Source organism: Roseivivax jejudonensis (genome assembly GCF_900172265.1).
Lineage (GTDB): Bacteria > Pseudomonadota > Alphaproteobacteria > Rhodobacterales > Rhodobacteraceae > Roseivivax > Roseivivax jejudonensis.
In genome coordinates this window covers 352908-376561 of the sequence record NZ_FWFK01000003.1, presented here as the reverse complement: position 1 = coordinate 376561, position 23654 = coordinate 352908, and the positions used below count along the sequence as shown (strand labels likewise).

General features: G+C 67.7%; 23 protein-coding genes and 2 tRNA genes. 16 read left to right on the top strand and 9 right to left on the bottom strand.

Annotated features, from left to right (window positions below; genetic code table 11):
• Positions 1–27 precede the first annotated feature (27 nt).
• The 3 genes from ROJ8625_RS09725 to ROJ8625_RS09715 all read left to right on the top strand — a co-directional run bounded on the left by ROJ8625_RS09725 (position 28) and on the right by ROJ8625_RS09715 (position 1328).
• On the top strand, positions 28–966 hold the full coding sequence (locus tag ROJ8625_RS09725; protein WP_085791685.1) for a pirin family protein: 939 nt from the start codon (positions 28–30) through the stop codon (positions 964–966).
• 173 nt (positions 967–1139) lie between these two features.
• Positions 1140–1216, top strand: a tRNA-Asp gene (locus tag ROJ8625_RS09720).
• Positions 1217–1251: 35 nt separating this feature from the next.
• Positions 1252–1328 (top strand) — tRNA-Asp (locus tag ROJ8625_RS09715).
• Positions 1329–1475: 147 nt separating this feature from the next.
• Here ROJ8625_RS09715 and mepK read toward each other — a convergent pair.
• Positions 1476–2045: a peptidoglycan L,D-endopeptidase MepK gene (gene mepK, locus ROJ8625_RS09710; RefSeq protein WP_085791684.1), complete on the bottom strand. Its 570-nt coding sequence runs from the start codon at positions 2043–2045 to the stop codon at positions 1476–1478.
• Positions 2046–2406: 361 nt separating this feature from the next.
• Here mepK and ROJ8625_RS09705 point away from each other — a divergent pair, with 361 nt between their 5' ends.
• The 4 genes from ROJ8625_RS09705 to ROJ8625_RS09690 are packed head-to-tail and all read left to right on the top strand — an operon-like array spanning position 2407 to position 6635.
• Positions 2407–4008 (top strand): L,D-transpeptidase family protein, encoded by a 1602-nt coding sequence (locus ROJ8625_RS09705; protein ID WP_234984225.1) that lies wholly within the window; start codon positions 2407–2409, stop codon positions 4006–4008.
• 30 nt (positions 4009–4038) lie between these two features.
• Positions 4039–5130, top strand: coding sequence for a UDP-3-O-(3-hydroxymyristoyl)glucosamine N-acyltransferase (gene lpxD / locus ROJ8625_RS09700; RefSeq protein ID WP_085791682.1), 1092 nt, complete (start codon positions 4039–4041; stop codon positions 5128–5130).
• A 39-nt stretch (positions 5131–5169) separates the two neighbouring features.
• On the top strand, positions 5170–5430 hold the full coding sequence (locus ROJ8625_RS09695; protein ID WP_085791681.1) for an acyl carrier protein: 261 nt from the start codon (positions 5170–5172) through the stop codon (positions 5428–5430).
• Positions 5427–6635, top strand: a complete 1209-nt coding sequence (locus ROJ8625_RS09690; RefSeq protein ID WP_085791680.1) for a beta-ketoacyl-[acyl-carrier-protein] synthase family protein — start codon at positions 5427–5429, stop codon at positions 6633–6635. Before ROJ8625_RS09695 ends, ROJ8625_RS09690 begins: the two co-directional genes overlap by 4 nt.
• Before the next feature lie 30 nt (positions 6636–6665).
• On the opposite strand, the gene ROJ8625_RS09685 is transcribed toward ROJ8625_RS09690, so the two are convergent.
• The gene (locus ROJ8625_RS09685) at positions 6666–8273 is read right to left on the bottom strand and encodes a peptide chain release factor 3 (RefSeq protein ID WP_085791908.1); all 1608 of its coding nucleotides are present in this window, start codon (positions 8271–8273) and stop codon (positions 6666–6668) included.
• A 133-nt stretch (positions 8274–8406) separates the two neighbouring features.
• Here ROJ8625_RS09685 and ROJ8625_RS09680 point away from each other — a divergent pair, with 133 nt between their 5' ends.
• Together ROJ8625_RS09680 and ROJ8625_RS09675 are read left to right on the top strand one after the other, a co-directional pair.
• The gene (locus tag ROJ8625_RS09680) at positions 8407–8667 is read left to right on the top strand and encodes a DUF7218 family protein (protein ID WP_085791679.1); all 261 of its coding nucleotides are present in this window, start codon (positions 8407–8409) and stop codon (positions 8665–8667) included.
• 68 nt (positions 8668–8735) lie between these two features.
• The gene (locus tag ROJ8625_RS09675; RefSeq protein WP_085791678.1) at positions 8736–9113 is read left to right on the top strand and encodes a nuclear transport factor 2 family protein; all 378 of its coding nucleotides are present in this window, start codon (positions 8736–8738) and stop codon (positions 9111–9113) included.
• A gap of 27 nt (positions 9114–9140) precedes the next feature.
• On the opposite strand, the gene ROJ8625_RS09670 is transcribed toward ROJ8625_RS09675, so the two are convergent.
• A complete protein-coding gene (locus ROJ8625_RS09670) occupies positions 9141–10157 on the bottom strand; it encodes a Hint domain-containing protein (RefSeq protein ID WP_085791677.1) in 1017 nt (338 codons plus the stop codon).
• 163 nt (positions 10158–10320) lie between these two features.
• Here ROJ8625_RS09670 and ROJ8625_RS09665 point away from each other — a divergent pair, with 163 nt between their 5' ends.
• Together ROJ8625_RS09665 and ROJ8625_RS09660 are read left to right on the top strand one after the other, a co-directional pair.
• Positions 10321–11100 (top strand): SDR family oxidoreductase, encoded by a 780-nt coding sequence (locus ROJ8625_RS09665; protein WP_085791676.1) that lies wholly within the window; start codon positions 10321–10323, stop codon positions 11098–11100.
• Complete coding sequence (locus ROJ8625_RS09660; RefSeq protein WP_085791675.1) at positions 11100–12239, top strand: YhaZ family DNA alkylation repair protein; 1140 nt, start codon at positions 11100–11102, stop codon at positions 12237–12239. Before ROJ8625_RS09665 ends, ROJ8625_RS09660 begins: the two co-directional genes overlap by 1 nt.
• A 39-nt stretch (positions 12240–12278) precedes the next feature.
• Here ROJ8625_RS09660 and ROJ8625_RS09655 read toward each other — a convergent pair whose 3' ends face one another.
• A complete protein-coding gene (locus ROJ8625_RS09655; RefSeq protein WP_085791674.1) occupies positions 12279–12971 on the bottom strand; it encodes a M48 family metalloprotease in 693 nt (230 codons plus the stop codon).
• A gap of 73 nt (positions 12972–13044) precedes the next feature.
• Positions 13045–13479, bottom strand: coding sequence for an OsmC family protein (locus ROJ8625_RS09650; protein ID WP_085791673.1), 435 nt, complete (start codon positions 13477–13479; stop codon positions 13045–13047).
• 204 nt (positions 13480–13683) lie between these two features.
• Between ROJ8625_RS09650 and ROJ8625_RS09645 the strand changes: the two genes are divergently transcribed.
• Complete coding sequence (locus ROJ8625_RS09645) at positions 13684–15609, top strand: calcium-binding protein (protein WP_085791672.1); 1926 nt, start codon at positions 13684–13686, stop codon at positions 15607–15609.
• 56 nt (positions 15610–15665) lie between these two features.
• On the opposite strand, the gene ROJ8625_RS09640 is transcribed toward ROJ8625_RS09645, so the two are convergent.
• From ROJ8625_RS09640 to ROJ8625_RS09625, 4 genes are all read right to left on the bottom strand, one after another.
• Positions 15666–16850: a vWA domain-containing protein gene (locus ROJ8625_RS09640; protein WP_085791671.1), complete on the bottom strand. Its 1185-nt coding sequence runs from the start codon at positions 16848–16850 to the stop codon at positions 15666–15668.
• A 68-nt stretch (positions 16851–16918) separates the two neighbouring features.
• Positions 16919–17086 carry an apolipoprotein acyltransferase gene (locus tag ROJ8625_RS09635; protein WP_085791670.1) on the bottom strand — a complete coding sequence of 56 codons (168 nt, stop codon included), beginning with the start codon at positions 17084–17086 and terminating at the stop codon, positions 16919–16921.
• Complete coding sequence (locus tag ROJ8625_RS09630) at positions 17083–18465, bottom strand: DUF2927 domain-containing protein (protein WP_085791669.1); 1383 nt, start codon at positions 18463–18465, stop codon at positions 17083–17085. Before ROJ8625_RS09630 ends, ROJ8625_RS09635 begins: the two co-directional genes overlap by 4 nt.
• A gap of 280 nt (positions 18466–18745) precedes the next feature.
• The gene (locus tag ROJ8625_RS09625) at positions 18746–19588 is read right to left on the bottom strand and encodes an AAA family ATPase (protein ID WP_085791668.1); all 843 of its coding nucleotides are present in this window, start codon (positions 19586–19588) and stop codon (positions 18746–18748) included.
• 261 nt (positions 19589–19849) lie between these two features.
• Between ROJ8625_RS09625 and dksA the strand changes: the two genes are divergently transcribed.
• The 4 genes from dksA to ROJ8625_RS09605 all read left to right on the top strand — a co-directional run bounded on the left by dksA (position 19850) and on the right by ROJ8625_RS09605 (position 23567).
• Positions 19850–20272, top strand: a complete 423-nt coding sequence (gene dksA / locus ROJ8625_RS09620) for an RNA polymerase-binding protein DksA (protein WP_085791667.1) — start codon at positions 19850–19852, stop codon at positions 20270–20272.
• A 71-nt stretch (positions 20273–20343) separates the two neighbouring features.
• Entirely contained in the window at positions 20344–21555 is a 1212-nt protein-coding gene (locus tag ROJ8625_RS09615) for an FAD-dependent monooxygenase (RefSeq protein ID WP_085791666.1), read from the top strand.
• 24 nt (positions 21556–21579) lie between these two features.
• Positions 21580–22575: an XdhC family protein gene (locus ROJ8625_RS09610; protein ID WP_085791665.1), complete on the top strand. Its 996-nt coding sequence runs from the start codon at positions 21580–21582 to the stop codon at positions 22573–22575.
• A complete protein-coding gene (locus ROJ8625_RS09605; RefSeq protein WP_085791664.1) occupies positions 22572–23567 on the top strand; it encodes a molybdopterin-binding protein in 996 nt (331 codons plus the stop codon). Before ROJ8625_RS09610 ends, ROJ8625_RS09605 begins: the two co-directional genes overlap by 4 nt.
• Positions 23568–23654 lie beyond the last annotated feature (87 nt).

The window sequence follows — 23654 nt, the reverse complement described above, 5'->3', positions numbered from 1 at the left end:
GCTTCAATCCCGACAGGAGGATCGAAGATGAGTTGGAACCCCGCACTCGACCCGCACTGCCCGACCGGTGACGAGGTCGATTCCATCGAAACGGTCATTGTCCCGCGTGCCCGCGACCTCGGCGGGTTCGAGGTGCGTCGCGCGCTGCCGGCGCCGCGACGGCAGATGGTCGGCCCGTTCATCTTCTTCGACCAGATGGGCCCGGCGGAGCTTCTGCCGACCAAGGGCCTCGATGTGCGGCCGCATCCGCATATCGGTCTCGCGACGATCAGCTACCTCTACCGCGGGCGCATGCACCACCGCGACAGCCTCGGCACCGATGCCTGGATCGAGCCCGGCGCGGTCAACTGGATGGTCGCCGGTCACGGCATCACCCATTCGGAGCGCACCGACGATGCGACGCAGACCGAGCCGATGCCGTTCTTCGGGATACAAACCTGGGTGGCGCTTCCGAAGGATCACGAGGATCGCGCGCCACTCTTCCAGCACGCCGGGCGCGACTCGCTGCCGTTCATGGAAGGCGAGGGCAAGCAGGTCCGGTTGATCCTCGGCTCCGCCTGGGGCGAGCGGGCACCGGTCGAAACCGCGTCCGAGATGTTCTACGCCGATGCGGTCCTCGACCCGGGCGCGCAGATTCCGCTGCCTGACGACCACGAGGATCGGGGTGTCTACGTCGTCGAAGGATCCGTCGCCATCGCGGGCGAGACCTACGAGGCCGGCCGCATGATGGTGTTCCGTCCCGGCGACCGTGTGTCGATGAAGGCCGGCGGGCAGGGCGCTCGGGTCATGCTTCTCGGCGGCGAGACGCTCGAAGGGCCGCGCTATATCTGGTGGAACTTCGTCGCCTCGTCGAAAGAGCGGATAGAGGAGGCGAAGGAGGCATGGCGGCGCGAGGATTGGGCGCATGGCCGCTTCCGACTGCCGGCGGGCGACGATGCGGAGTTCATTCCGCTGCCGGAGCGCTGAACGGCGGGTGCGATTGTCGCTTCGCCGGGCCTATCGCACGGCGCGCGGCGGCGATTGTGGCCGCGCGTTCCACGGTCGCGGAATCTGTTCCGAAAGCTGCCCAAATCCGCTTGACGTGCAGAAGTGGCCCGCCTAAGAACCGCCCCACGCCCGAGCACGGGCGGACAGCATGTGCGGTTGTAGCTCAGTTGGTTAGAGTACCGGCCTGTCACGCCGGGGGTCGCGGGTTCGAGCCCCGTCAACCGCGCCACATGCTGTCCGATCCGCTGCCATCCGGCGCCATGCGCGGTTGTAGCTCAGTTGGTTAGAGTACCGGCCTGTCACGCCGGGGGTCGCGGGTTCGAGCCCCGTCAACCGCGCCACCTACTTCCACAACACCCTCCAACGCATTGAATGTGTTGTGCTCTCGGGAACGATGCGGTCGTTCGCAGTGTTGCTTTGCCATGATGGCCCGAACGAAAAAGGCGCCCGAAGGCGCCCTGATCGATGCATCCACGACGGATGGTTGCTCAGCTTCCCCAGCTGCGCACCGGGCCGCAATCCATGTGAACGAAGTTGGATCCGGTGTAGCGGCCGACGCCACCCGCGCGGCACGCGGCGGCGGCGCGCGCCATCTGGTTCACCGATCGCGAAGAGAGGCGCAAATCCGCGGCCTCGCCCTTCAGGTGGCGCGAGTTCTTTGCGACGCCCGAGGAGCGCGAACGCAACATCGCGTTGGTCGCCGGGCTCCGGTAGCCCGAGATAAGCATGTAGGGCTCGCTGCAGTCCATCATGTTGTGCGCGGCTGCCATGATGTCGATCGTCCGCAGGTCGATGTCCTTGACCTGGTCATTGCGCCAGTCGCGCATGAAGTAGGTGATCTCCTTGACCGCGTCGGCGATGTAGTCGCCCTCGACCCAGTAGATCATGTCGATGCGCTCGCCGGTGCGGCCGGAATACATCTTGATGCGCCGGATATCGCCGCCGCCGCGCAGGAAGCCTGCGGCGTTGGCGAAAGTCGGTGCTGCCGTGAGAGTGGTTGCGGCGAACGCCTTCAGAAGGCCGCGCCGCGAGAGGCTGCCAGTGATTCCGTCGGTCATGTGAGTGACTGTCCCGCTTTCTGTCCCGAAGTCGTTGTCTTGACTGCTGCCGATACGCCGACGTCGTTGCGCCGGCCCTGCCATCTTTCCCCAGATGTCTTAATTTTTATTGCACACAGAAATCGGCCGGAAAAGTACAGGAGCGGTTCTGGTTCCGCAGCAGCGTCGGATCGGCGGCATATCGCCGAAATTTCGCCAGACTCCGGGGCTTGTACCCGTTCCGTTCACCCTTGCGGCGATGCGTCCGGGCATCAGGCAATGCCCGTTTTCGGCATCTGAGGCGTTTGTGAATGGACTTGGCAGAACTTTCCGACTCCACTTTCAATAAGTGGAATTCATTAATGAATATGGAGCGACTTTGATGCGACGTCAGGCCAGCCCTGCGATGAAGCGGTTTCTTTTGGCCGGCACGGCCGCGCTGCTCCTCGCAGTGTCTCCCACGAGCGGACAGGCTCAGGTCACCGCGTTCAAGCAGGCGGTGGCCGAATCCGTTTCGGGAGACGAGGCCGTCGCCGCGTTCTACCGCGACCGCTCGTTCGAGCCACTCTGGACAGGGGCCGACGAGACGCACCGAGCACGTCGTGCGGCACTTTTGGAGGCGCTCGGGACAGCGAGCCTGCACGGCCTTCCCGCCGCACGCTTCGATCCCTCCCGCCTGATGGCCGAGATGCGCGCGGCCCGAACCTCGCGCGATCGCGGGCTGCTGGATGTGACACTGACGGAGGCGTATCTCGAATTCGCGCGCACTCTCGGAAGCGGTGCGCTCGATCCGTCTCGGGTCGATTCCGATCTCAAGCGCGAACGCGTGACCCGCGATCCGGCCGAGCTTCTCGCCGCAGTCGAGGAAGGGGATCCGCGCGCCGTTTTTCGCACACTTGCACCGCAGAGCCGCGAATACGTCCGGCTCATGCGCGAGAAGATGCGGTTCGAACGCATGGTCTCCCGCGGCGGCTGGGGCCCCGCGGTCCCGTCGGGCAAGATGGAGCGGGGCGCTACGGGCGATGGTGTGGTGGCGCTGCGCGACCGCCTGATCGCGATGGGCTACCTCGCTCCCACGGTGACCGCCACCTACGACCGAAAGATGGAAGCCGCTGTCGAGACCCTGCAGGCCGATCACGGGCTGGCCATCGACGGGATCGCGGGCGGCGCAACGCTGTCGGCCATCAACGTCTCGGCCGAGGAGCGTCTGCAGCAGATTCTCGTCGCGATGGAACGCGAGCGCTGGCTCAATCGTCCCGAGGGACTGGACGGTCGCCACATCAAGGTGAATCTGCCCGAGTTCAAGGCGCGGATCTACGATGGCGAAACGCTGACCTTCGAGACTCGGGCGGTCATCGGCTCGGACGAAGGCGGGCGCCGGACGCCGGAGTTCTCCGACGAGATGGACCACATGGTGATCAACCCGGCCTGGTACGTGCCGCGATCGATCATCCGCAACGAATACCTGCCGCAGTTGCGTCGCAACCCGTACGCGGTCAGCCATCTTCAGATCATCAACAGCCGCGGCCAGGTCGTGAACCGCAGCCGCGGGTTCGGATCGAACTTTCCCTATTCCATGCGTCAGCCGCCGGGGCCGAACAACGCGCTCGGCAAGGTGAAGTTCATGTTCCCGAACAAGTACAACATCTACCTTCACGACACGCCGACCAAGCACCTGTTCGACCGCGACCGCCGCGCGTATTCGCATGGCTGTATCCGCCTCGGCGATCCGTTTGGCTTCGCGCATGCTCTGCTGGCGCGCCAGACAAGCGACCCGGAGGGCTTCTTCCAGGAACGTCTGCGCTACGGCAACGAGGCGCGCGTGAACCTCGAGCAGCCGGTGCCGGTTCACCTGATCTACCGCACGGCGTTCACCCAGGCGAAGGGGCGGGTGCAATTCCGTGACGACATCTACGGCCGCGACGCGCGCATCTGGGCAGCGCTCGACCGGGCGGGGGTGGCTCTCGGCCGCGGGGAAAGCTAGACCTCCGGGCACCACAGCCCGGAGGCCCGCATGACGCACACCATCGCAGACATCGCCGCCGCGCTCGGGCTCGACGCCGCGGGCGACACCTCCCTTGCCGTGACCGGCGTCGCCGAGCCGGCCGACGCGGCCCCCGACCAGCTCGCCATGGCGATGAAGCCGGAATACGCCGAGGCGCTGCCGAAGGGGCGCGCCCGCGCCGCCATGCTCTGGGCCGAGGCCGACTGGCAAGGGATGGGCCTCGACGCCGCGATCCTTGCGCCGCGCCCGCGCTACGCCCTGTCGGCCCTGTCCGAGATGATGGATCCGGGGCAGGGCTATCCGCGCGGCATCCACCCGATGTCGGTGATCGACCCGTCCGCGCGGCTCGGCGCGGATGTCAGCGTCGGACCGTTCAGCGTGATCGGGGCCGACGTGGTGATCGGTGACGGCACGGTGATCGGCCCACAGACACATGTCGGCTGGGGCACCAGCATCGGCGCGGGCAGCCTGTTGCATGCCGGCGCGAAGATCGGCGCGCGCTGCACGATCGGCGCGCGCTTCATCGCGCATTTCAACTCTGTCATCGGCAATGACGGCTTCTCCTTCGTCACGCCGGAGGCCTCGGGCGTCGAGCGCGCGCGCGAGAGCCTCGGCGACCAGGGCGAGGCCAAAGGGCAGCCCTGGGCGCGGATCGCCTCGCTCGGAGGGGTCACGATAGGCGACGACGTGGAGGTCGGCGCTTCCGCCGCCATCGACCGCGGCACCGTGCGCGACACTCGCATCGGGAACGGCACCAAGCTCGACAACCACGTGCAGGTTGGCCACAACACGGTTGTGGGCCGCCACACGCTGCTTTGCGGTCAGGTGGGTATTGCCGGCTCGGTGAGTATCGGCGACTTCGTCGTTCTGGCCGGTCAGGTCGGCGTCAGCGACAACATCCGGATCGGCGACAACGTCATCTGCGGCGGCTCGACCATCGTGCTGTCGTCGATCCCGGCGGGCCGCGTAATGCTCGGCTACCCGGCGATGAAGATGGATCAGCACCTCGAAACCTACAAGGCGCTGCGCCGCCTGCCGCGACTCGCGCGCGAGGTGGCTGACCTTCGGAAAGCGGTTTCCAAGGAAACCCCGAGCGGATAAGTCTCCCGGCCAAAGACCAAGACACGCGAGGCGCCCGAGATGAACGTCAAGGACAAGGTCGTCGAGATCATCGCCGAGCAGGCCGTGCTGGAGCCCTCCGACGTGAAGATGGATCACACCCTCGAGGATCTGGGGATCGACTCCCTCGGGCTCGTCGAGTCGATCTTCGCGATCGAGGAGGCGTTCGACATCTCCGTTCCGTTCAACGCCAACGATCCGTCCGAGAGCGACTTCGACATCTCGTCGGTCGCCAAGATCGTGGAGGGCGTGGAGCGACTCGTCGCCGAGCAGCACGCGTGAAGCGCGTCGTCATCACCGGCGCGGGAACGATCAACGCGCTCGGCCAGAACGTGCCCGATACGCTCGAGGCGATGCGAGAGGGCCGCTGCGGCATCGGTCCGCTCGAGATGCGCGACACCGACCGGCTGGCGATCAGGATCGGCGGTCAGGTCAAGGGGTTCGACCCCGAAGAGGTGTTCAACCGCCAGCAGATCGCGCTCTACGATCGCTATACCCAGTTCACCTTGATCGCGGCCGAAGAGGCGATCCGCCAATCGGGCCTGACCTTCGAAGGTGAGCTCGCCAATCGCTCGGGCGTCGTTCTGGGCACGTCCGGCGGCGGTCTGACCACGCAGGACGAGAACTATCGCGCGGTCTACGAGGAGGGGAAGAACCGCGTTCATCCCTTCGTCGTGCCCAAGCTGATGAACAACGCCGCCTGCAGCCACGTCTCGATGCAGTACAATATCAAGGGGCCGAGCTTCACCGTCGCTTCGGCCTGCGCCTCGTCGAACCACGCGATGGGACAGGCGTTCTGGTTCGTGCGCTCAGGCATGGCGCCGGTCATGGTCACCGGCGGTTCGGAATCGATGCTCTGTTTCGGCGGCATCAAGGCGTGGGAAGGCCTCCGCGTGATGTCGAAGGACGGTTGCCGTCCCTTCTCGGCCACGCGCAACGGCATGGTGCAGGGCGAGGGCGCGGGCATCTTCGTGTTCGAGGAGTATGAGCACGCCAAGGCCCGCGGGGCGGAGATCATCGCCGAAGTGGCGGGCTTCGCGATGTCGTCGGACGCCGCCGACATCGTGATGCCGTCCAAGCAGGGCGCCGCGCGCGCGATCTCGGGCGCATTGGCCGATGCCGGGCTCGACCGCGAAAGGATCGGCTACATCAACGCCCATGGCACCGGAACCGCGGCGAACGACAAGACCGAGTGCGCGGCCGTGGCCGATGTCTTCGGAACGCACGCGGACGAACTGATGATCTCGTCCACCAAATCGATGCACGGGCATTGCATCGGCGGCACCGGCGCGGTGGAGCTTCTTTCGTGCATCATGGCGCTGCGCGACGGGGTAATCGCGCCGACGATCGGTTACGAAGAACCCGACCCGGAATGCGCGCTCGACTGCGTGCCGAACGAGGCCCGCGAGGCCAAGGTCGGCGCGGCGCTGTCGAACGCCTTCGCCTTCGGCGGACTGAACGCGGTCCTGGTGCTTAAGGCGGCCTGATCGATCGCGACACGGCCGCGACCGTGGCTGTCAGACCATCATTTCCTTCGTCGCGGACAGCGTCACGTCGGGATAGTCGCGCTCCACCCGGTCGATGTCCCACTGCATCCGCGTTAGGTAGACCGCGTCGCCGTCGTTGTCGGTCGCCATGTGCTGGCTGTTCTTGGCTGCGAAGGTGTCCACCTTGTCCTTCGGTCCATGCACCCAGCGGGCCGATGTAAACTGCGAGGGTTCGAACCGGACGGGCAGGCCGTATTCGGATTCGATCCGCGCGCCCAGCACCTCGAACTGAAGCGCGCCGACGACGCCGACGATGAAGCCCGAGCCGATCTGCGGTTTGAAAACCTTGGCAGCGCCCTCCTCGGCGAACTGCATCAGGGCTTTTTCCAGGTGCTTCGCCTTCATCGGATCGCCCGCGCGCACGCCCTGCAGAAGCTCCGGCGCAAAGGATGGGATGCCCGTGACCTTGAGCGCCTCGCCCTCGGTCAGCGTGTCACCGATGCGAAGCTGTCCATGGTTCGGAATGCCGATGATGTCGCCGGCCCAGGCCTCTTCGGCGAGCTCGCGGTCGGAGGCGAGGAACAGGACCGGCGCGCTGACGGTCATCGCTTTCTTTGAGCGAACGTGGGTGAGCTTCATGCCGCGCTCGAAATGGCCCGAGGCGAGCCGGACGAAGGCCACCCGGTCGCGGTGTTTCGGATCCATGTTGGCTTGCACCTTGAACACGAAGCCCGCGACCTTGCCCTCCTCGGGCGCGATCTGCCGCGGCTCGGCGCGGGCCGGCTGAGGCTCGGGCGCGTAGGCGCCGATGCCCTCCATCAGCTCTTTCACGCCGAAGGAATTGATGGCGGAGCCGAACCAGATCGGGGTCATATGGCCTTCGAGAACGGCGCGCGGGTCGAGCGCGGGCAGCAATTCGCGCGCCATCTCCACCTCTTCGCGGAGCTGGCCGAGCAGGTGTTCGGGCACGTGGTCGGCCAGCTTGGGGTCGTCGAGCCCGCTGATCTGGATGCTCTCCGCGACCCGGTTGCGGTCGGCCCGGTCCATGATCTCGAGCCGGTCGTTCAGCATGTCGTAGGCGCCGACGAAGTCGCGGCCGGTGCCAATGGGCCAGGAGGCCGGCGTCACGTCGATCGCCAGGTTCTCCTGGATCTCGTCGATGATCTCGAACGTGTCGCGGCTTTCGCGGTCCATCTTGTTGCAGAAGGTCAGGATCGGCAGGTCGCGCAGCCGGCACACCTCGAAGAGCTTGCGCGTCTGGCTTTCCACGCCCTTTGCGCCGTCGATCACCATGATCGCCGCGTCCACCGCGGTGAGCGTCCGGTACGTGTCTTCGCTGAAATCGGAGTGGCCCGGCGTGTCCACAAGGTTGAACCGGAAGGTCTTGAAATCGAACGACATCGCGGAGGCGGAAACAGAGATGCCGCGGTCCTTCTCCATCGCCATGAAATCCGAACGCGTGCGCCGAGCCTCGCCCTTCGCGCGGACCTGTCCGGCCATCTGGATCGCCCCGCCGAACAGCAGGAACTTCTCGGTCAGCGTGGTCTTGCCCGCGTCCGGATGCGAGATGATCGCGAAGGTGCGGCGCCGCGCGATCTCGGGCGGCAGGGCGGGGCGGTTCTGGGCGGTGTCGAGCATGCGCGCGATATAGCGCCCGGCCTCGCCGCCCGCAATCGGGCGCGTCGCGTCCCGCCGTGCAGCGTGCCGTATGCCGAGGGGTTCCGGAACCGCTTGGGGGCGCGCGGGGTTCGCCTGGCAAAGGAGATCCGCCATGGCCGACGACCGCCCCTCGATCAAGAACGAGAAACTCTACGACGATCTGCGCGAGGACGGCATGTCCAAGGAAAAGGCCGCGCGCATCGCCAACGCGAAGGCCAACGACGACATGAACCCGTCGAAGAAGGGGGGCAAGCGCCCGCCCTACGAGGAATGGACCACCGACGAGCTCTATGCCCAGGCGCAGAAGGTCGGGATCGAAGGACGATCCGACATGACCAAGGACGAGTTGATCGAGGCGCTGCGCGACCACTGAACGGCCTGTCTTGCCAGCGTCACATAACAGAGGCATGATCTGAGAACGAATGGTGAACGGAGGAAGCCATGACGGATCTGAAATCAATCGCCGACGAACTCGTCGCGGGCTGCCGCGAAGGACGCGAAGCCGAGAACCTGGATGCGCTCTACGCCGCCGACGCCGTGTCGGTGGAGGCCGCCGCGATGCCCGGCACCGACAGCCGAGAGGCGAAAGGCCTCGATGCCATCCGCGGCAAGCACGCATGGTGGTCTGAGAACATGGAGATGACGGGCGGCGAGGTCCTCGGGCCCTATCCGCACGGCGACGACCGCTTTGCCGTCGTCTTTCGCGCGCAGGGGCGCGAGCGTGCCACCGGCAACAGCTTCGAGATGGAAGAGGTCGGCGTCTACCACGTCGCGAACGGCAAGATCGTAAGGGAGGAGTTCTTCTACACCACCGGCTGACGCCGCAGTGCCCCGCAGGTGCCGCGCTCAGCCGCCGGATGAACGGCGCAGGATGTCCGCGGCGTCGTCGCGACGCAGCAGCGCTTCGTGCACCTCAAGATCCCGGGCCACCGCATCGCTGTGGCCGGGGATCACACGGCGCAGCGTTTCCGACAACTCGCGGGGCAGCGCAGCACGCGTGCGCGTGTCGATCAGCATCGATTCCGCGGCGATCCCCTCGGCATAGATGATCTGATGGCGATCGAAGAGCATCTGGAAGTAGTCGACAAAGCCGCCCGTGAGTCGCGTGACGCTGTCGCCGTTCACGAGGTGACGCGCCTTGACCAGAAGTTCGGACCGGCCAGCGCCCAGGCGATCGGTCCGCTGGTAGATGAACAGCCGATGGTCGGGGCTGACGACGAGGTCGTTGGTATTGTGCAGCGTTCCCGCGCGGATGACGATCGGGGCGAAGTCGCCGACGGCGCGCGTCGTGGTCTGGCCGATCCAGCGGATCGGTTGGGCGCCGTCGTCTCGCGTCAGGACAATATCCCCGACGGCGAGGCTCTCGACCGCGCGTTGCTCGCCGCTGGCCAGCGTGATCAGCGTGCCGCGCGTGAAGGACACGCAGGCCACCTGCGCGAAGCGTTGCAGCCCGGCCTCTTCATCGATGCCCACGAGCGCGTAATCCGCATGCGATCCGATCGGACCGAGGGGAAGCAGGTAGATGTCGGCGATGTTGCCGCCGGCATCGGTCTCGACAAGCACCAGAGCTTCGGTCGTGCAGCCGTCGCCCGACATGAAGGTCACCGCGCAGTCGAGATGCAGATCGGCCCCAGGCTGCCCGGTCTCGCTGTCTGCCGCGACGGCGAAGGGCGGTTCCGCCCGGGCCACCACGCCCAGACGGACCGGGGCCGCGACGGGTGACAAGCGGTAGATGTCGTCGAGCATCAGTTCGCCCGCGACCGACACGCCATCCCCGAGGTTGGCGCCGTTCGCCACGCGAAACTGCGCCGCGCGGTAGACCGCGACGGATTGCGTGGGGCGAAGGTCGTCAGGGGCGGGCATCGTGTCTGGCACCGGGTCGGACGGGCGGGAACGGCGGGCGTGTCAGTCGCATGACATCGCTGCGTCTTTATGAAAAGGGATTGTGGCAGCACAAGGCCGCTGCGCCGGAGATTTGCCGAACCGCGCGCCGCAGTCCGGAAAGACGACACGAACGGGAGAACTCATGGACCTGGGAATTCGCGGCAAGCGCGCATTGGTGACGGCGTCGTCGAAAGGGCTCGGACGCGGCTGCGCCGAAGCGCTCGCGACAGCGGGCGTGCACCTCGTCCTGAACGCGCGCGGCGCCGCGGCGCTCGAGACTGCCGCAGACGAGATCCGGGCCGCGCACGGCGTCGAGGTGACGCCCGTCGCCGCCGACATCGCGACCGAAGAGGGCCGTGCCGCCGTCCTGGCGTCGGCCGGCGCCGTCGACATCCTCGTGACCAATGCCGGTGGGCCGCCGCCCGGGCTCTGGTCGGACTGGGGGCGCGTCGATTTCCTTGCAGCGCTCGAGACCAACATGCTCGCGCCGATCGCGCTGATGACCGCGCTCTTGCCGGGCATGTGCGACCGCGGATGGGGACGGGTCGTCAACATCACCTCGCAGTCCGTGAAGGCACCGATCGCCCAGCTCGGCCTGTCGAACGCCGCGCGCACCGGTCTGACGGGCTATGTCGCCGGCACCGCGCGGCAGGTGGCGCCGATGGGCGTGACGATCAACAACCTCTTGCCGGGTATCCACGACACCGACCGTGCCGCGGCGCTCGACACCGGCGTGGCCGAACGCGAGGGCATCTCCATCGACGAGGCGCGCGCTCGGCGCGAGGCGACGATCCCCGCGCGGCGCTACGGCACGGCCGAGGAGTTCGGGCATGCGTGCGCCTTCCTGTGCTCGCAGCACGCGGGCTTTGTCGTCGGGCAGAACTGGCTGCTCGACGGCGGCGCCATCAACGCGACGCTCTGATGGCGCGCGGGCCCGACGCAACCGGTGGCGGCGCCGGGTTCTCGCTTTCGGATCAGCTGTTCAATCCGCGCACCGTGCGACAGCTCGCGGCCGAGCATGCCGTGCTGCCCGGCTTCGATGCCGAGCGCTTCGAGGCCGAGGCTCTGGCGGGGTTCGAGGGACGCACGCTGCTGGGGCGGCTCGACTGGCTGGCCAGCTGTCTCGAGGCGCAGCTGCCGGGCGATTTCCCGGACATGGCCGATGCGCTCCAGGCCGCGATGCCGCCACCGCTCGATCCGTCGCTGACCGACGACGATTTCGGCCAGTTCATCCACGCGGTGCCCGGCATCCTCGCCGTGCGGCACGGACTCGAGGATCACCGCGACCGCGCGTTCGATCTGCTTCACGCGGCGACACGGCGGTTCTCGATGGAGTTCTACATCCGGCCTTTCCTGAACCGCTGGCCGGAGGAGACGTTGGGCCGCCTCGCGCTTTGGGCGGAAGACGAGAACTACCATGTGCGGCGTCTGGTCAGCGAAGGCACGCGACCGACGCTGCCGTGGGCTGCGCGGATCACGCTCGATCCGCTGCGGCCGCTGCCGCTGCTCGACCGGCTTCATGCCGACCCGACGCGCTATGTCACGCGTTCGGTCGCCAATCACCTCAACGACGTGTCCAAGATCGCGCCGGACGCGGTGACCGCTCGGTTGCGCGCGTGGCAGGACGCGGGCCGGCAAACCCCGCGCGAGATCGACTGGATGACGCGCCATGCATTGCGCACCGCCGTCAAGCGCGGGGAGGTGGACGCACTGCGGCTGCTCGGATTCGATCCGGATGCGGAGGTAGCCGTCACGCTCGACCTTCCGGCGCGGGTGGCCATTGGCGACGCGCTGGACATCGTGGTGGGCATCGATGGCGTGCGGCTCCTGCGAGCGCTTGTCGACTACCGCGTGGTGTTTCATCGCCCCGCTGGGCGCAGCGGCGAGAAGGTCTTCAAGCTGGGGCAGGGGGACGTGACGCCGGGCGCGACGCTGACCCTGAAGAAGGCGCACAGGCTCAAGGCGGCGGCGAGCACGTTCACCTGGCATCCCGGGCCGCATCGGCTCGTGGTGCAGGTCAACGGTGTCGATCGGGCCGCGGCGCCGTTCGAGGTCGTGTAGACGCTCCTTTCGCGGATCGCATGTGCCTTGCGGCGGCAATCAGCCCGGGGCGACCTCCCAGCGCTGTTCGAGGGTTTCCAGCGCGGCGATGCGTTCTTCGGTCTTCGGGTGGCTCAGCAGCCATGCCGGCATGGCCCCGCCGCCCGATTTCGTCAGCTGTTCGAGCTTGCGGAAGAGCGACTTCTGCGGACCGATCCCGATCCCCGCCTTGGACAGGAGCGCTGCGGCGTAGGCGTCCGCCTCGTATTCGTCCGTGCGCGACAGCCGCGCGGCGAGCAGCGCCGTGAGCGCGTTGGCGATCATCACGCCGATGCCCGGAATGATGCGCCCGAGGATCATGACGAGCGCGGTGCGGATTGCGTTCTGCCCGGAGAAGTCGATCATCCGCTTGCGCGCATGCCCCAGTGCGACGTGGCCCAGCTCGTGCGCGATGACGCTGGCCATCTCCTCGGCCGAGACCTCTCCGGCGCGATACTTGTTGTAGAAGCCCCGGGTGATGAAGATCCGCCCATCCGGCGCGGCAAGGCCGTTGACCGGTTCGATCTCGTAGATGTTGACACGGATCCGGTCGAGATCGAGCGCTTCCGCCATCTTGTCGGTCAGCCGCTTCAGGTTCGGATCGGCAAGCTCGGTCGAGCGCGCGTCCAGCTCCTGTTTGGTGCGCCACGCCGACACGCGATACATGCCGAGCGCATAGAGGATGGCGAGGAGGATGGGGGCGATCTTCAGCATGCCCCCAATATGGGGCGTGCCGCGCGCCCGGGAAAGACGCGATGCAGCCTTCGCCGCATCGCGTCGTTCACGCTCAGGAGAGCTTGGCGTCCATCGTGATCTCGGCGGTGCCGCCCGCGTAGAGCTTGGAGATCGGGCAGCCGTCCTTGGCGGCGTTCGCCGCTTCCATGAACTTCGACTCGTCGAGGCCCGGCACCTTGGCCGTCACGTCGAGATGCACCTTCTTGACCGAAAAACCGTCGCCGTCCTGATCGAGCGACACGGTCGCCTTGGTCGAGATCTCTTCGGCGGTGGCGTCATGCTGCCCGAGGATCATCGACAGCGCCATCGAGTAGCAGGCCGCGTGCGCCGCGCCCACGAGCTCTTCGGGGTTCGAACCGGCCTCGCCCTCGAACCGTTGGTTGAAGCCGTAGGGCGTATCGGTGAGCACACCGGACTCGGTCGAGACATGGCCCTTGCCCGTCTTAAGGTCGCCTTGCCACTTCGCAGTGCCGAACTTGTTGATCATGGTCCGTCCTCCTGGTTGCGGTTTGTCACCCGGCCAACGATCCGACGCACCGGGGCGTTCCTGTCGTGCACGATATAATCCGGTGCCGGCACGGTAAACCGGCGACGGCCCAGGGCAGGTGACGTGGGGTCGCGTCGGTTCTCCCCTTCTTTGGTGGGCGGCAATCCCGTAGCGATCGGGGAAGGACCGAGGGAGAGACACGCAATGGACGATTATCCGGACACATTCGAAACGTCGGCGATGTTGCCGATCGGCGGCGCGATCACGGGCGCGATCGAGGTCGAAGGGGACCTGGACTGGTTCGCGGTCGAGCTCGAGGCCGGCGTCTCCTACAGCTTCGCGGTCTCGGGTGCAGGCGCGGGCGCCGAAAGGATCGACGATCCGATCATCGCGCTGTTTGACTCCGAGGGAACCTACATCACCGGCAGCGACGATGTCTTCCCGTCCACCCGCGACGCGGCAGTCTACGGCTTCGTCCCGGACGAAAGCGGATCCTACCGCGTCGCGACGACGTCGGCCGGCGCGGAAACCGGCAGCTACACGATCACCGCAAACGAAATTCCCGAGGCGGAGACCGACGATTTCGACGCTTCGCCGGACACGACAGGCACGTTCGGGCCCGGCACTCCGGTCGAGGGGCGGTTCGACTACTTCGGAGACTCCGATTGGTTCGCCGTCGACTTGGAGGCTGACACTCCGTACAGGATCGAAATCGAAACTGAGACGCCGGGTGCGTTCGAAAGCGCGGTACTGCGCGTGCCCGACCGTAACGCAGGACTCGTCTTCGGCGCATCGTTCCAGCCGTTCATCGCGGTGGCCGACGAGACCGTGTTCATCGATGTGGTCGGCACCGGCGGCGACTACGAGCTCTCGATCGAGGAACTGGCACCCGATGCCGTCGGCGAAAGCCCGGGGGAGGCAACATCCCTCCCGGTCGGAGGCTCCATCGCCGACCGGGGCGACTACCTCTATGACACCGACGTCTACGAACTGACGCTCGAGGCCGGCACGGCCTACGACATTGCCGTGGACGAAGCGGCCTCCGCGCCGGGAACGGATCCTCTGAACGTGGCGCTTTACACCGAGAGCCTGGACGGGTCGCTGCCCCTCGAGGCGTCGTCGAGCGGCACCCCCTACGCGCTCGACGGGTTCGTGCCGAACGAGGACAGCACCTTCTACCTCGTGCTGCAGCACGAAATGCGGCCGGTTGGAATCGACTACACGGTGAGCTTTTCCGAGGGCACCCAACCGGTCGTGTTCGAGGGCGCCGAGGGGAATGACGTCGCGAGAGGCGATGCCGGAGGCGACATTCTCATCGGCGGCGCGGGCAACGATCTCCTGATCGGTCTCGCCGGCGACGACCGGATCGAAGGTGGCGACGGTGCGGATGGCGTCTATGGCGGCTCCGGCAACGATACTCTCTCCGGCGGTGAGGGCGACGACGACATGGCGGGTGCCAGCGGCGCCGACCGGATCCTCGGAAATGGCGGCGACGACCTGATCGGGGGCGGCACCGGCGACGACGCGATCATGGGCGGAACCGGCCGCGACCGGATCTTCGCGGGGCAGGGCGACGACCAGGTCATGGGCGGAGCCGACGACGACGATCTGTCGGGCGGTCTGGGCCGCGACACGATCGTCGGCGGCGTCGGCGACGACCGGATGGGCGGCGGCTTCCAGCCCGACGTGCTGATCGGCGAGGCCGGCGACGACGAAATCGGCGGCGGTGGCGGCGCCGACACGATCGGGCTCATGGACGGCAACGACACCGCCTATGGCGGGGCGGGCAACGACCTGATCTTCGGCTTCGCCGGCGAAAACGTTCTGAACGGCGGCACGGGCAACGATACGCTGTTGGGTGGCGAAGACGCCGACACGCTCGACGGCGGCCGCGGCGTCGATACCTTCGTGTTCGAACTTTATGGCGCCGGCGTGACCGACGTCATCACGGGATGGGAGACCGGCGAAGAGATTTTCGTGTCCGACATCAGTCCGGATTCCGTGTCGCTCTCGGTGGACGGGGCGGACGTGATCATTGCGCTCGCCCTGCCGGAGGACGGCGCCGATGCGCTGATCCGGGTGACGCAGGCGGACTTGGCCGAAGTCGAGGCGTCGCTTTTCGTGGTGTGAGTCTCGTGTGCTGAGGCGGCGGGACCGGGTCGCGCGATCCGGTCCCGGGCTTCGCCTCAGCGCGTCAACATGCGCATGCCTGCGTCGATACCTTCGAGCGTCATCGGCACCATGCGGTCATCGAAGATCTCGCGGATCATGCCGATCGACTGGGTGTAGTCCCAGTACTTTCGCGGCACCGGGTTGATCCAGAGGTGGTCGGGCCATTGCGCTCGCGCGCGGTCGAGCCAGACCTGCCCGGATTCCGCGTTCCAGTGCTCGTTTGCACCACCGGGCATCGCGATCTCGTAGGGGCTCATCGAGGCGTCGCCCACGAAGATGCATTTCCAGTCGCCGCCATAGGTGCGCAGCACCTCGTCGGTTCCGGTCTGCGCGTCCCAGCGACGGCGATTGTCGCGCCACACGCCCTCGTACAGGCAGTTGTGGAAGTAGAAGTGTTCGAGGTGCTTGAACTCCGCGCGCGCCGCCGAGAACAGCTCCTCGACGACCTTCACGTGCGCGTCCATCGACCCGCCGACATCTAGAAAAAGCAGGACCTTCACCGCGTTGCGCCGCTCGGGCCGGGTCTTGACGTCGAGGTAGCCGTGCTCCGCGGTCGCCCGGATCGTCCCGGGCAGGTCGAGCTCGTCTGCCGCGCCGTCGCGCGCCCACTTCCGCAGGCGCTTCAGCGCGACCTTGATGTTGCGCGTGCCGATTTCCACGCTGTCGTCGAAGTCACGAAACGCGCGCTTGTCCCACACCTTGACGGCGCGCTGGTGGCGGCTCTTGTCCTGCCCGATACGCACCCCTTCGGGGTTGTAGCCGTACGCGCCGAAGGGCGAGGCGCCCGCCGTCCCGATCCACTTGTTGCCGCCCTGGTGCCGGCCCTGCTGTTCCTTGAGCCGTTCGCGCAGCGTTTCCATCAGCTTGTCGAAGCCGCCCATCGCCTCGATCTCGGCCTTCTCCTCGGCGCTGAGGTGCTTTTCGGCCATCTTCGTCAGCCAGTCGGCCGGCAGGTCCATCGACTCCAGCACCTGTTCGGGCGCGATGTCCTCGAGACCCTTGAAGCAGTGCGCGAAGGCACGGTCGAACAGGTCGACGTGGCGCTCGTCCTTCACCATCGCGCTGCGCGCGAGGTAGTAGAACGCCTCCACGTCGTAGGTCGCGAGGCCGGCGCGCAGCGCCTCCAGAAAGGTCAGGTATTCCCGAAGCGAGACCGGAACGCCGGCGCGACGGAGCGTGTCGAAGAAGGGCACGAACATGTCGGCGGGTTTAGCCTATCGCGCGCACGCTGACGAGGGCCGCGGCCGGGCGGATACGCGCAACGCGCTCAGCCGAGCGATTTTTCCAGGACGATGGTCGCGATCAGACCCAGGAGGGCGAAGGCGATGCCGTAGCCCGCGGCGTACTGCGCGATGTCTGCGGCGTTGCCGCGGCGGCGGCGCGCGGTGGTGCCGCCGATCAGCGCACCGGCGACGGCGCTCAGGAACACGATCATGACCGGCCGAGGCCTCCTTTGAGCGGGTTGAGCGCGGTGATCTCGCGCAGCTTTGCGCGGACCGCCCAGTCGGCGCCGAACCCGTATCTGGCCCAGCCGAGGCTGTCCAGACGGACCGCCCGGCCTGCGTCCGTGCGACCGGTCAGGTCGAGGGCTTCGGCGCGCAGCAGCATGAGCGTCGACAGAAGCGCCGCGTTCTCGTGACGTGCCGCGATGTCGAGATTGGGCTCGATCCGGGCCAGCGCATCCTCGGGCCGGCCGCGCGCGATGTCGTGCGCGGCGATCTGCGCGGCGACGTATGCGCGATGCAGCCGCGTGCGGGGGCTCGAGGCGAAGATGCGGTCGGCCGCGAGGAACTGCGCCTGGGCTGCGTCTGGATCGCGGCCCTGAAGGATCCGCCCGAGCGCGTAGTGCGAAAAGCCGCGCCGGTGATCCTGCCAGTCGAGGCTCTCCGCGATCTGGACGCCGCGGCGCGCTGCCGCAAGGCGCGCATCGTTGCCCGCGCCGGGACCGAGCGCTGTCTGCACCGCCTCGACCCAGGATCGCGGGGTTGGACGGAGCGCCGTCGCCGGGCGGCCCTCACCGGCCGGGTTCACGCGGGCGAGGATCGCGGGGAGGCGTTCGGCGACCTGCGCGCGGGTCATGCCCGAGCGCAAATCAGAATCGTAGAGGACCCGCAGCACGAGCATGTCGTAGCCGGTCAGCACGGTATGAACGTTGTCGTCGTTGAAAACCGAATCCGGCAGCCGGTAGAGATCGTTGAGCGGTCCGAGCGCCTGCGCGAGTTCCTCGTGCAAACAGTCGCGAACCTCCTGCGGGCTGGTGTCGGAGGGCACGAACACCGCAGCGCGGTGCCGCGCGGTCAGTTTCGACCAGGATACCTGCGACGTGCGCCGGGCGTTCGCGTACTCGGCGAGCGAACTCACGTTCGGCACCACGAAGCAGGCGGCCTGCGGCAGGTGACTGCGGATCTCGGCGCGCGGAACCGCCTGCACCGTGATCTCGGCGCCGGCATCGCGGCTCATGCGGATGTCGAGCCCGGCCTCGCGCCGAAGACGGTCGACGACCCGTCCGAGATCTCTGGCGAACGTCGGCCCGGCGCGGCCCACCGCGCGTACCCGGATCGGCGTGTCGAACCGCGTGAAGACATCCAGCCGGCGTCCGGACTCGAGCGAGAAGGTGAGGTCGAGCACGTCGCGGGCCAGATCGGCGTTGGACACGTCCGGTGCCCCGACACGCGGTCCGGCGAAGCTGGGGACCGGGGGCAGGGGCGGAAGGTCCTCGACCGCGGCGCGGCTGGCGATCTCGGGCACGAGATCCGGCGCCGTTGGTGTGCAGGCCGTAAGCGCCATCGCGACGCACAGGATCAGGCGACGCATCGGCCGCTCCGGTCATCCAGCACGAGGCGGGGCACGAGAGGAGTCCGGGCGGCGGATCCGGACCTGCGTAAGCGTATCGCCATGAAAGTGTCTTGCCTGCTGGTGTCGCGATGTCCCGTAGGCATCGCGCGCGTTCTTGTCGTTCGTGGGAGCAGTATAGGACAAATTCCGGGCGCGTGCGCGCGCCGTCTCGCGATTTCCACGCACGCGGGTCGCATCGTGCGAAAGAGGCGCTTTATCAGCCGGTTACGTTGTGCGTTTCGGCAACACACGCCGGCGCTCAGCGACCCTGCCGCCGCGCCATGAAGGCCAGCCTTTCGAACAGGTGCACGTCCTGCTCGTTCTTGAGGAGCGCCCCGTGCAGTTTCGGCAGCGCCGAGGCACCGTCGCGGCGCAGGTCCTCCGGGGCCATGTCCTCGGCCAGAAGCAGCTTGAGCCAGTCGAGCACCTCGGAGGTGGAGGGCTTCTTCTTGAGGCCCGGCGTCTCGCGCAGTTCGTAGAACTGGGTGAGCGCGGTGGTCAGAAGCTCGGGCTTGATGCCGGGATGGTGCACCTCGACGATGCGCTTGAGCACGTCGGGCTCGGGGAACCGGATATAGTGGAAGAAGCAGCGGCGCAGGAACGCGTCCGGCAACTCCTTTTCGTTGTTCGACGTGATGATGACGATGGGACGATGCCGCGCCGCGACCGTCTCGCCGGTCTCGTAGACGTGGAATTCCATCCGGTCGAGCTCCTGCAGGAGATCGTTCGGAAACTCGATATCCGCCTTGTCGACCTCGTCGATCAGCAGCACGACCTTGCTTTCGGCCTCGAAGGCCTGCCAGAGCTTGCCCTTGCGGATGTAGTTGCGCACATCGTTCACGCGCGCGTCGCCGAGCTGGCTGTCGCGCAGGCGGCTGACGGCGTCATATTCGTAAAGACCCTGCTGCGCCTTCGTGGTCGACTTGATCGACCATTCGATCATCGGCAGCCCGAGCGCCTCGGCCACCTGCCGGGCGAGCTCCGTCTTGCCTGTGCCGGGTTCGCCCTTGACCAGAAGCGGCCGCTCGAGCGCGACCGCGGCGTTCACCGCCATGGTCAGATCGTCGGTCGCCACGTAGGCGTCGGTGCCTTCGAAACGCATGCGCGCTGCCTCCTTCGGAACCCTGCGCCCCGCGCTACCGGGCAGCGCCCGGAATGGCAAGCCGCGCGCCCGCGTGCCGTCGCCGCGCGCGCCCCAATCGGGCCATTTGCGGCGTCTCCGGCGGCGGGTCCGGATTCCCCGGGAATACACGCGAATGAGTAGTGACATCGCGTCAGGCTTGGGTTAAGTGCAGCCCGCAAGGGGTGCCTGATATCTGGGGAATTTAGTATGGCAGATATCGGCGTTGAGAAGGGATGCACAATGAAACCAGAATCGTTTCTTCCCGACGACTATCGGCCGGCAGACGATGAACCGTTCATGAACGAGCGTCAGCAGGAGTACTTCCGCCGAAAGCTCATCATGTGGAAGAACGACCTGCTCGCCGACACGCGCGACACGATCGAGGGGCTTCAGGACGGAACGCGGAACATTCCCGACGTGACCGACCGCGCCAGCGAGGAAACCGATCGCGCGATCGAACTGCGGACCCGCGACCGCCAGCGCAAGCTGGTCGCCAAGATCGACAGCGCTCTGCGTCGGATCGAAGAGGGCGAGTACGGCTACTGCGAGGTCACCGGGGAACCGATCTCGCTCAAGCGTCTCGACGCGCGTCCGATTGCGACGATGAGCCTCGAGGCGCAGGAGCGTCACGAGCGCCGCGAAAAGGTTCATCGCGACGACTGAGTTCACCGCCCTTCGGGACAGGGCTGAGGCGCCGGGGCTCCGCTCCGGCGCTTCGCGTTGAGGGAGGCGTCATGCCAGCGCGCGACTTGCGCATCGTCGTCATCGGAGCCGGGATCGGCGGCCTCGCCGTCGCGGCGGCGCTGGCCGGGCGTGGCGCGGATGTCGAGATCGTGGAACGCGCGCCCGAACTGACCGAGGTCGGCGCCGGCCTCCAGATCAGCCCGAACGGCCTGCGGGTTCTCACCGCGCTTGGATTGGCGGCCGGCCTCGATCCGGCGCCGCGCGCCGAAGCCGTTTCGATGCGCGAGCATCGGCGGGGCCGCGAGGTGCTGCGGCTCGATCTGGCCGCGCGGGGCCTCTCGGACGGCTATCGGTTCGTGCATCGCGCGGACCTCGTGGATCTGCTCGCCGACGGCGCGCGTCGCGCCGGCGCGCGGCTGACCCTCGGGCGCCCGGTGCGCGAGGTTGCGCCCGGCACGCCGCCGCGCGTGGTGTTCGAGGACGGGGCCACGGACGGCCCGGACCTCGTGATTGGTGCCGACGGCCTTCATTCCGGGCTTCGCGCGGTGCTGAACGGGGCGGGCGCTGCGCGCTTCACCGGGCAGGTGGCGTGGCGCGCGGTCGTCCCGAACGTGACCGATCACCCGCCCGAGGCGCGCGTGCACATGGGGCCCGGGCGTCACCTCGTCAGCTATCCCCTGCGCGATGGCCGCACGGTCAACCTCGTCGCAGTGGAAGAGCGGCGCAAATGGACCGCCGAAGGCTGGACCCATGCCGACGATCCGGCCAACCTGCGCACCGCCTTCGGCCGATACGGCGGCGAGGCGGCACGGCTCCTCGCAGCGGTCGAGGCGCCGATGCTCTGGGGGCTCTTCCGCCACCCGGTCGCGGCGCGCTGGCACGGCGCCGGCACCGCGCTTCTGGGTGACGCGGCGCATCCGACGCTGCCCTTTCTCGCGCAGGGGGCGAACATGGCGCTGGAAGATGCCTGGGTGCTCGCCACGGCGCTGGATCTGCCCGGCGGGCTGTCCGAGCGGCTCCATGCCTACCAGACGCGGCGGCGGGATCGCGTGGCGCGCGTGATCGCCACCGCCGACGGGAATGCATGGAAGTACCACCTGCGCACGCCGCCGCTCCGCTTCATGGCGCACACGGCGCTGCGGCTCGCCGGACGTGTCGCACCGGACCGGATGCTCGGCGGCTTCGATTGGCTTTACGGCCACGACGTCACCGGCGCGACCACCACCAAGGCGGGGGGCGACAATCGCGACGGCGGATCTTAAGTTCCCCGTCAGGAGGACGACGTGATGGACACGCGAACCGACAGCCGGACTGAACGCTTCGACCGTGCGCCCGAAACGGCGCTCGACTGGCACCGCGCGGGCAAGGGCGCCGCGCTCGCCACGGTGATCGAGACCTGGGGATCCGCCCCGCGCCGCGTGGGGTCGCAACTGGCGATCTCGGGCGACGCCGAAATCGAGGGCTCCGTCTCGGGCGGCTGCGTCGAAGGCGCGGTCATCGTCGAGGCGCTCGAGGCGATGGAGGAAGGGACAGCGCGCGAGTTGGAATTCGGTGTCTCCGACGCCGATGCGTTCGCCGTCGGGCTTGCCTGCGGCGGCACGATCCGCGTCCTGGTCGAGCCGGTGGGCGACGTCCTGCCCGACGACATGCTGTCTGCGCTGGTCGCGGCGCGCGCCGAGCGGCGGCCCGTGGCCTATGTCGTGGATCTCGACACGGGCTCACGGCGGCTCGACGACAGCGGCCATGCCGACAGGTTCCGTATGGACCGCTCCGGGTTTGAGCCCGACAGCCGCACCTTCGTCGCAATTCACAACCCGCCGCTCAGGCTCGTGGTCGTGGGCGCGGTTCACATCGCGCAGGCGCTCGTGCCGATGGCGCGGATCGCGGGGTACGACCCGGTCCTGATCGACCCGCGCGAGACGTTCGGGTCCGACGCGCGGTTCCCGGGTGAGCGGATCCTGCCGGACTGGCCGGACGAGGCGGTGGCGCAGATCGGGCTCGACACGCGCACGGCGCTCGTGCTTCTGACGCACGACCCGAAACTCGACGATCCGGCGCTGGTCGAGGCGTTGCGCTCGGGCTGCTTCTATATCGGTGCGCTGGGATCGACGCGCACGCATGCCAAGCGGGTGTCGCGCCTCGAGGAGGACGGTTTCACCGACGACGAGATCGCCCGGATCCACGGCCCGATCGGTCTCGATATCGGCGCGGCGGGACCGGCGGAGATCGCAGTTTCAATCCTCGCCGAAATGACGCAGGTCTTGCGCAAGGGCACCGCATGAAATTCGGATCCGTGCCGCTCGACGCGGCAGAGGGGGCGATCCTCGCCCATTCCGTGCCGCTGTCCAAAGGGCGTCTGAAGAAGGGCCGGGCGCTGTCGTCCGACGACATCGCCGGGCTGCGCGACGCGGGCGTCGCGGACGTCGTCGTGGCGCGGCTGGAGCCCGGTGACGTGGACGAGGATGGCGCTGCCGCACGGCTTGCCGCCGCGCTGGTGCCCGACCCCGATGCCGCGGGTCTCTGGATCGGGCCGGCGGCGACTGGTCGCGTCAACCTGTTCGCGACCGCGCCGGGCGTGGTCGAGATCGACGCCGCGAAGATCGACGCGCTGAACGCGATCCACCCGATGATCACGGTCGCAACGCTCCGGCCGTGGCAGCGTGTGGCGGCGCGCACGATGGTCGCCACAGTCAAGATCATCTCCTACGCGGTGCCGGGCGACGCGCTCGACCGCGCCTGCGCGATGGGCCGAGACGCGATGCGCGCACGGCCGGTCGCGCTGCGCCGCGCGGAGCTCATCCAGACTGCCGTGCCGGGCACGCAGGAAAGCGGCGAGAAAGGCCAGCGCGCGATCGGCGAACGTCTCGACCGGCTGGGCGTCGATCTGGCCCCGGTACATATTGTCGACCATCGGATCGCACCGCTGGCAGAGGCGCTTGCGGCGTCCGAGGCCGAAGCGCTGCTGATCCTGACCGGATCGGCCACATCGGACATCGCCGATGTTGCGCCCGAGGCGGTGCGCCATGCCGGCGGCGAGGTGCATCACTACGGCATGCCGGTGGACCCGGGCAATCTGCTGTTCCTGGGCGAACTGGGCGGGCGGCCGGTGGTCGGGCTTCCCGGCTGCGCGCGCTCGCCGGCGCTCAACGGCGCCGACTGGGTCCTCGAGCGACTTCTTTGCGGGGTCGAGGTCACGCCGCGCGATATTGCCGGCATGGGGGTCGGCGGGCTCCTGAAGGAAGTCGCGCAGCGCGGACGGCCCAGAGAGGGGTAGGGCTCGGGTCCCGTGCGGACCGGACCTGTAGCCCGCGCCGTCGCGGCAATACCGGCGCCCAAGAAAAAAGGGCGCCCGCGGCGCCCC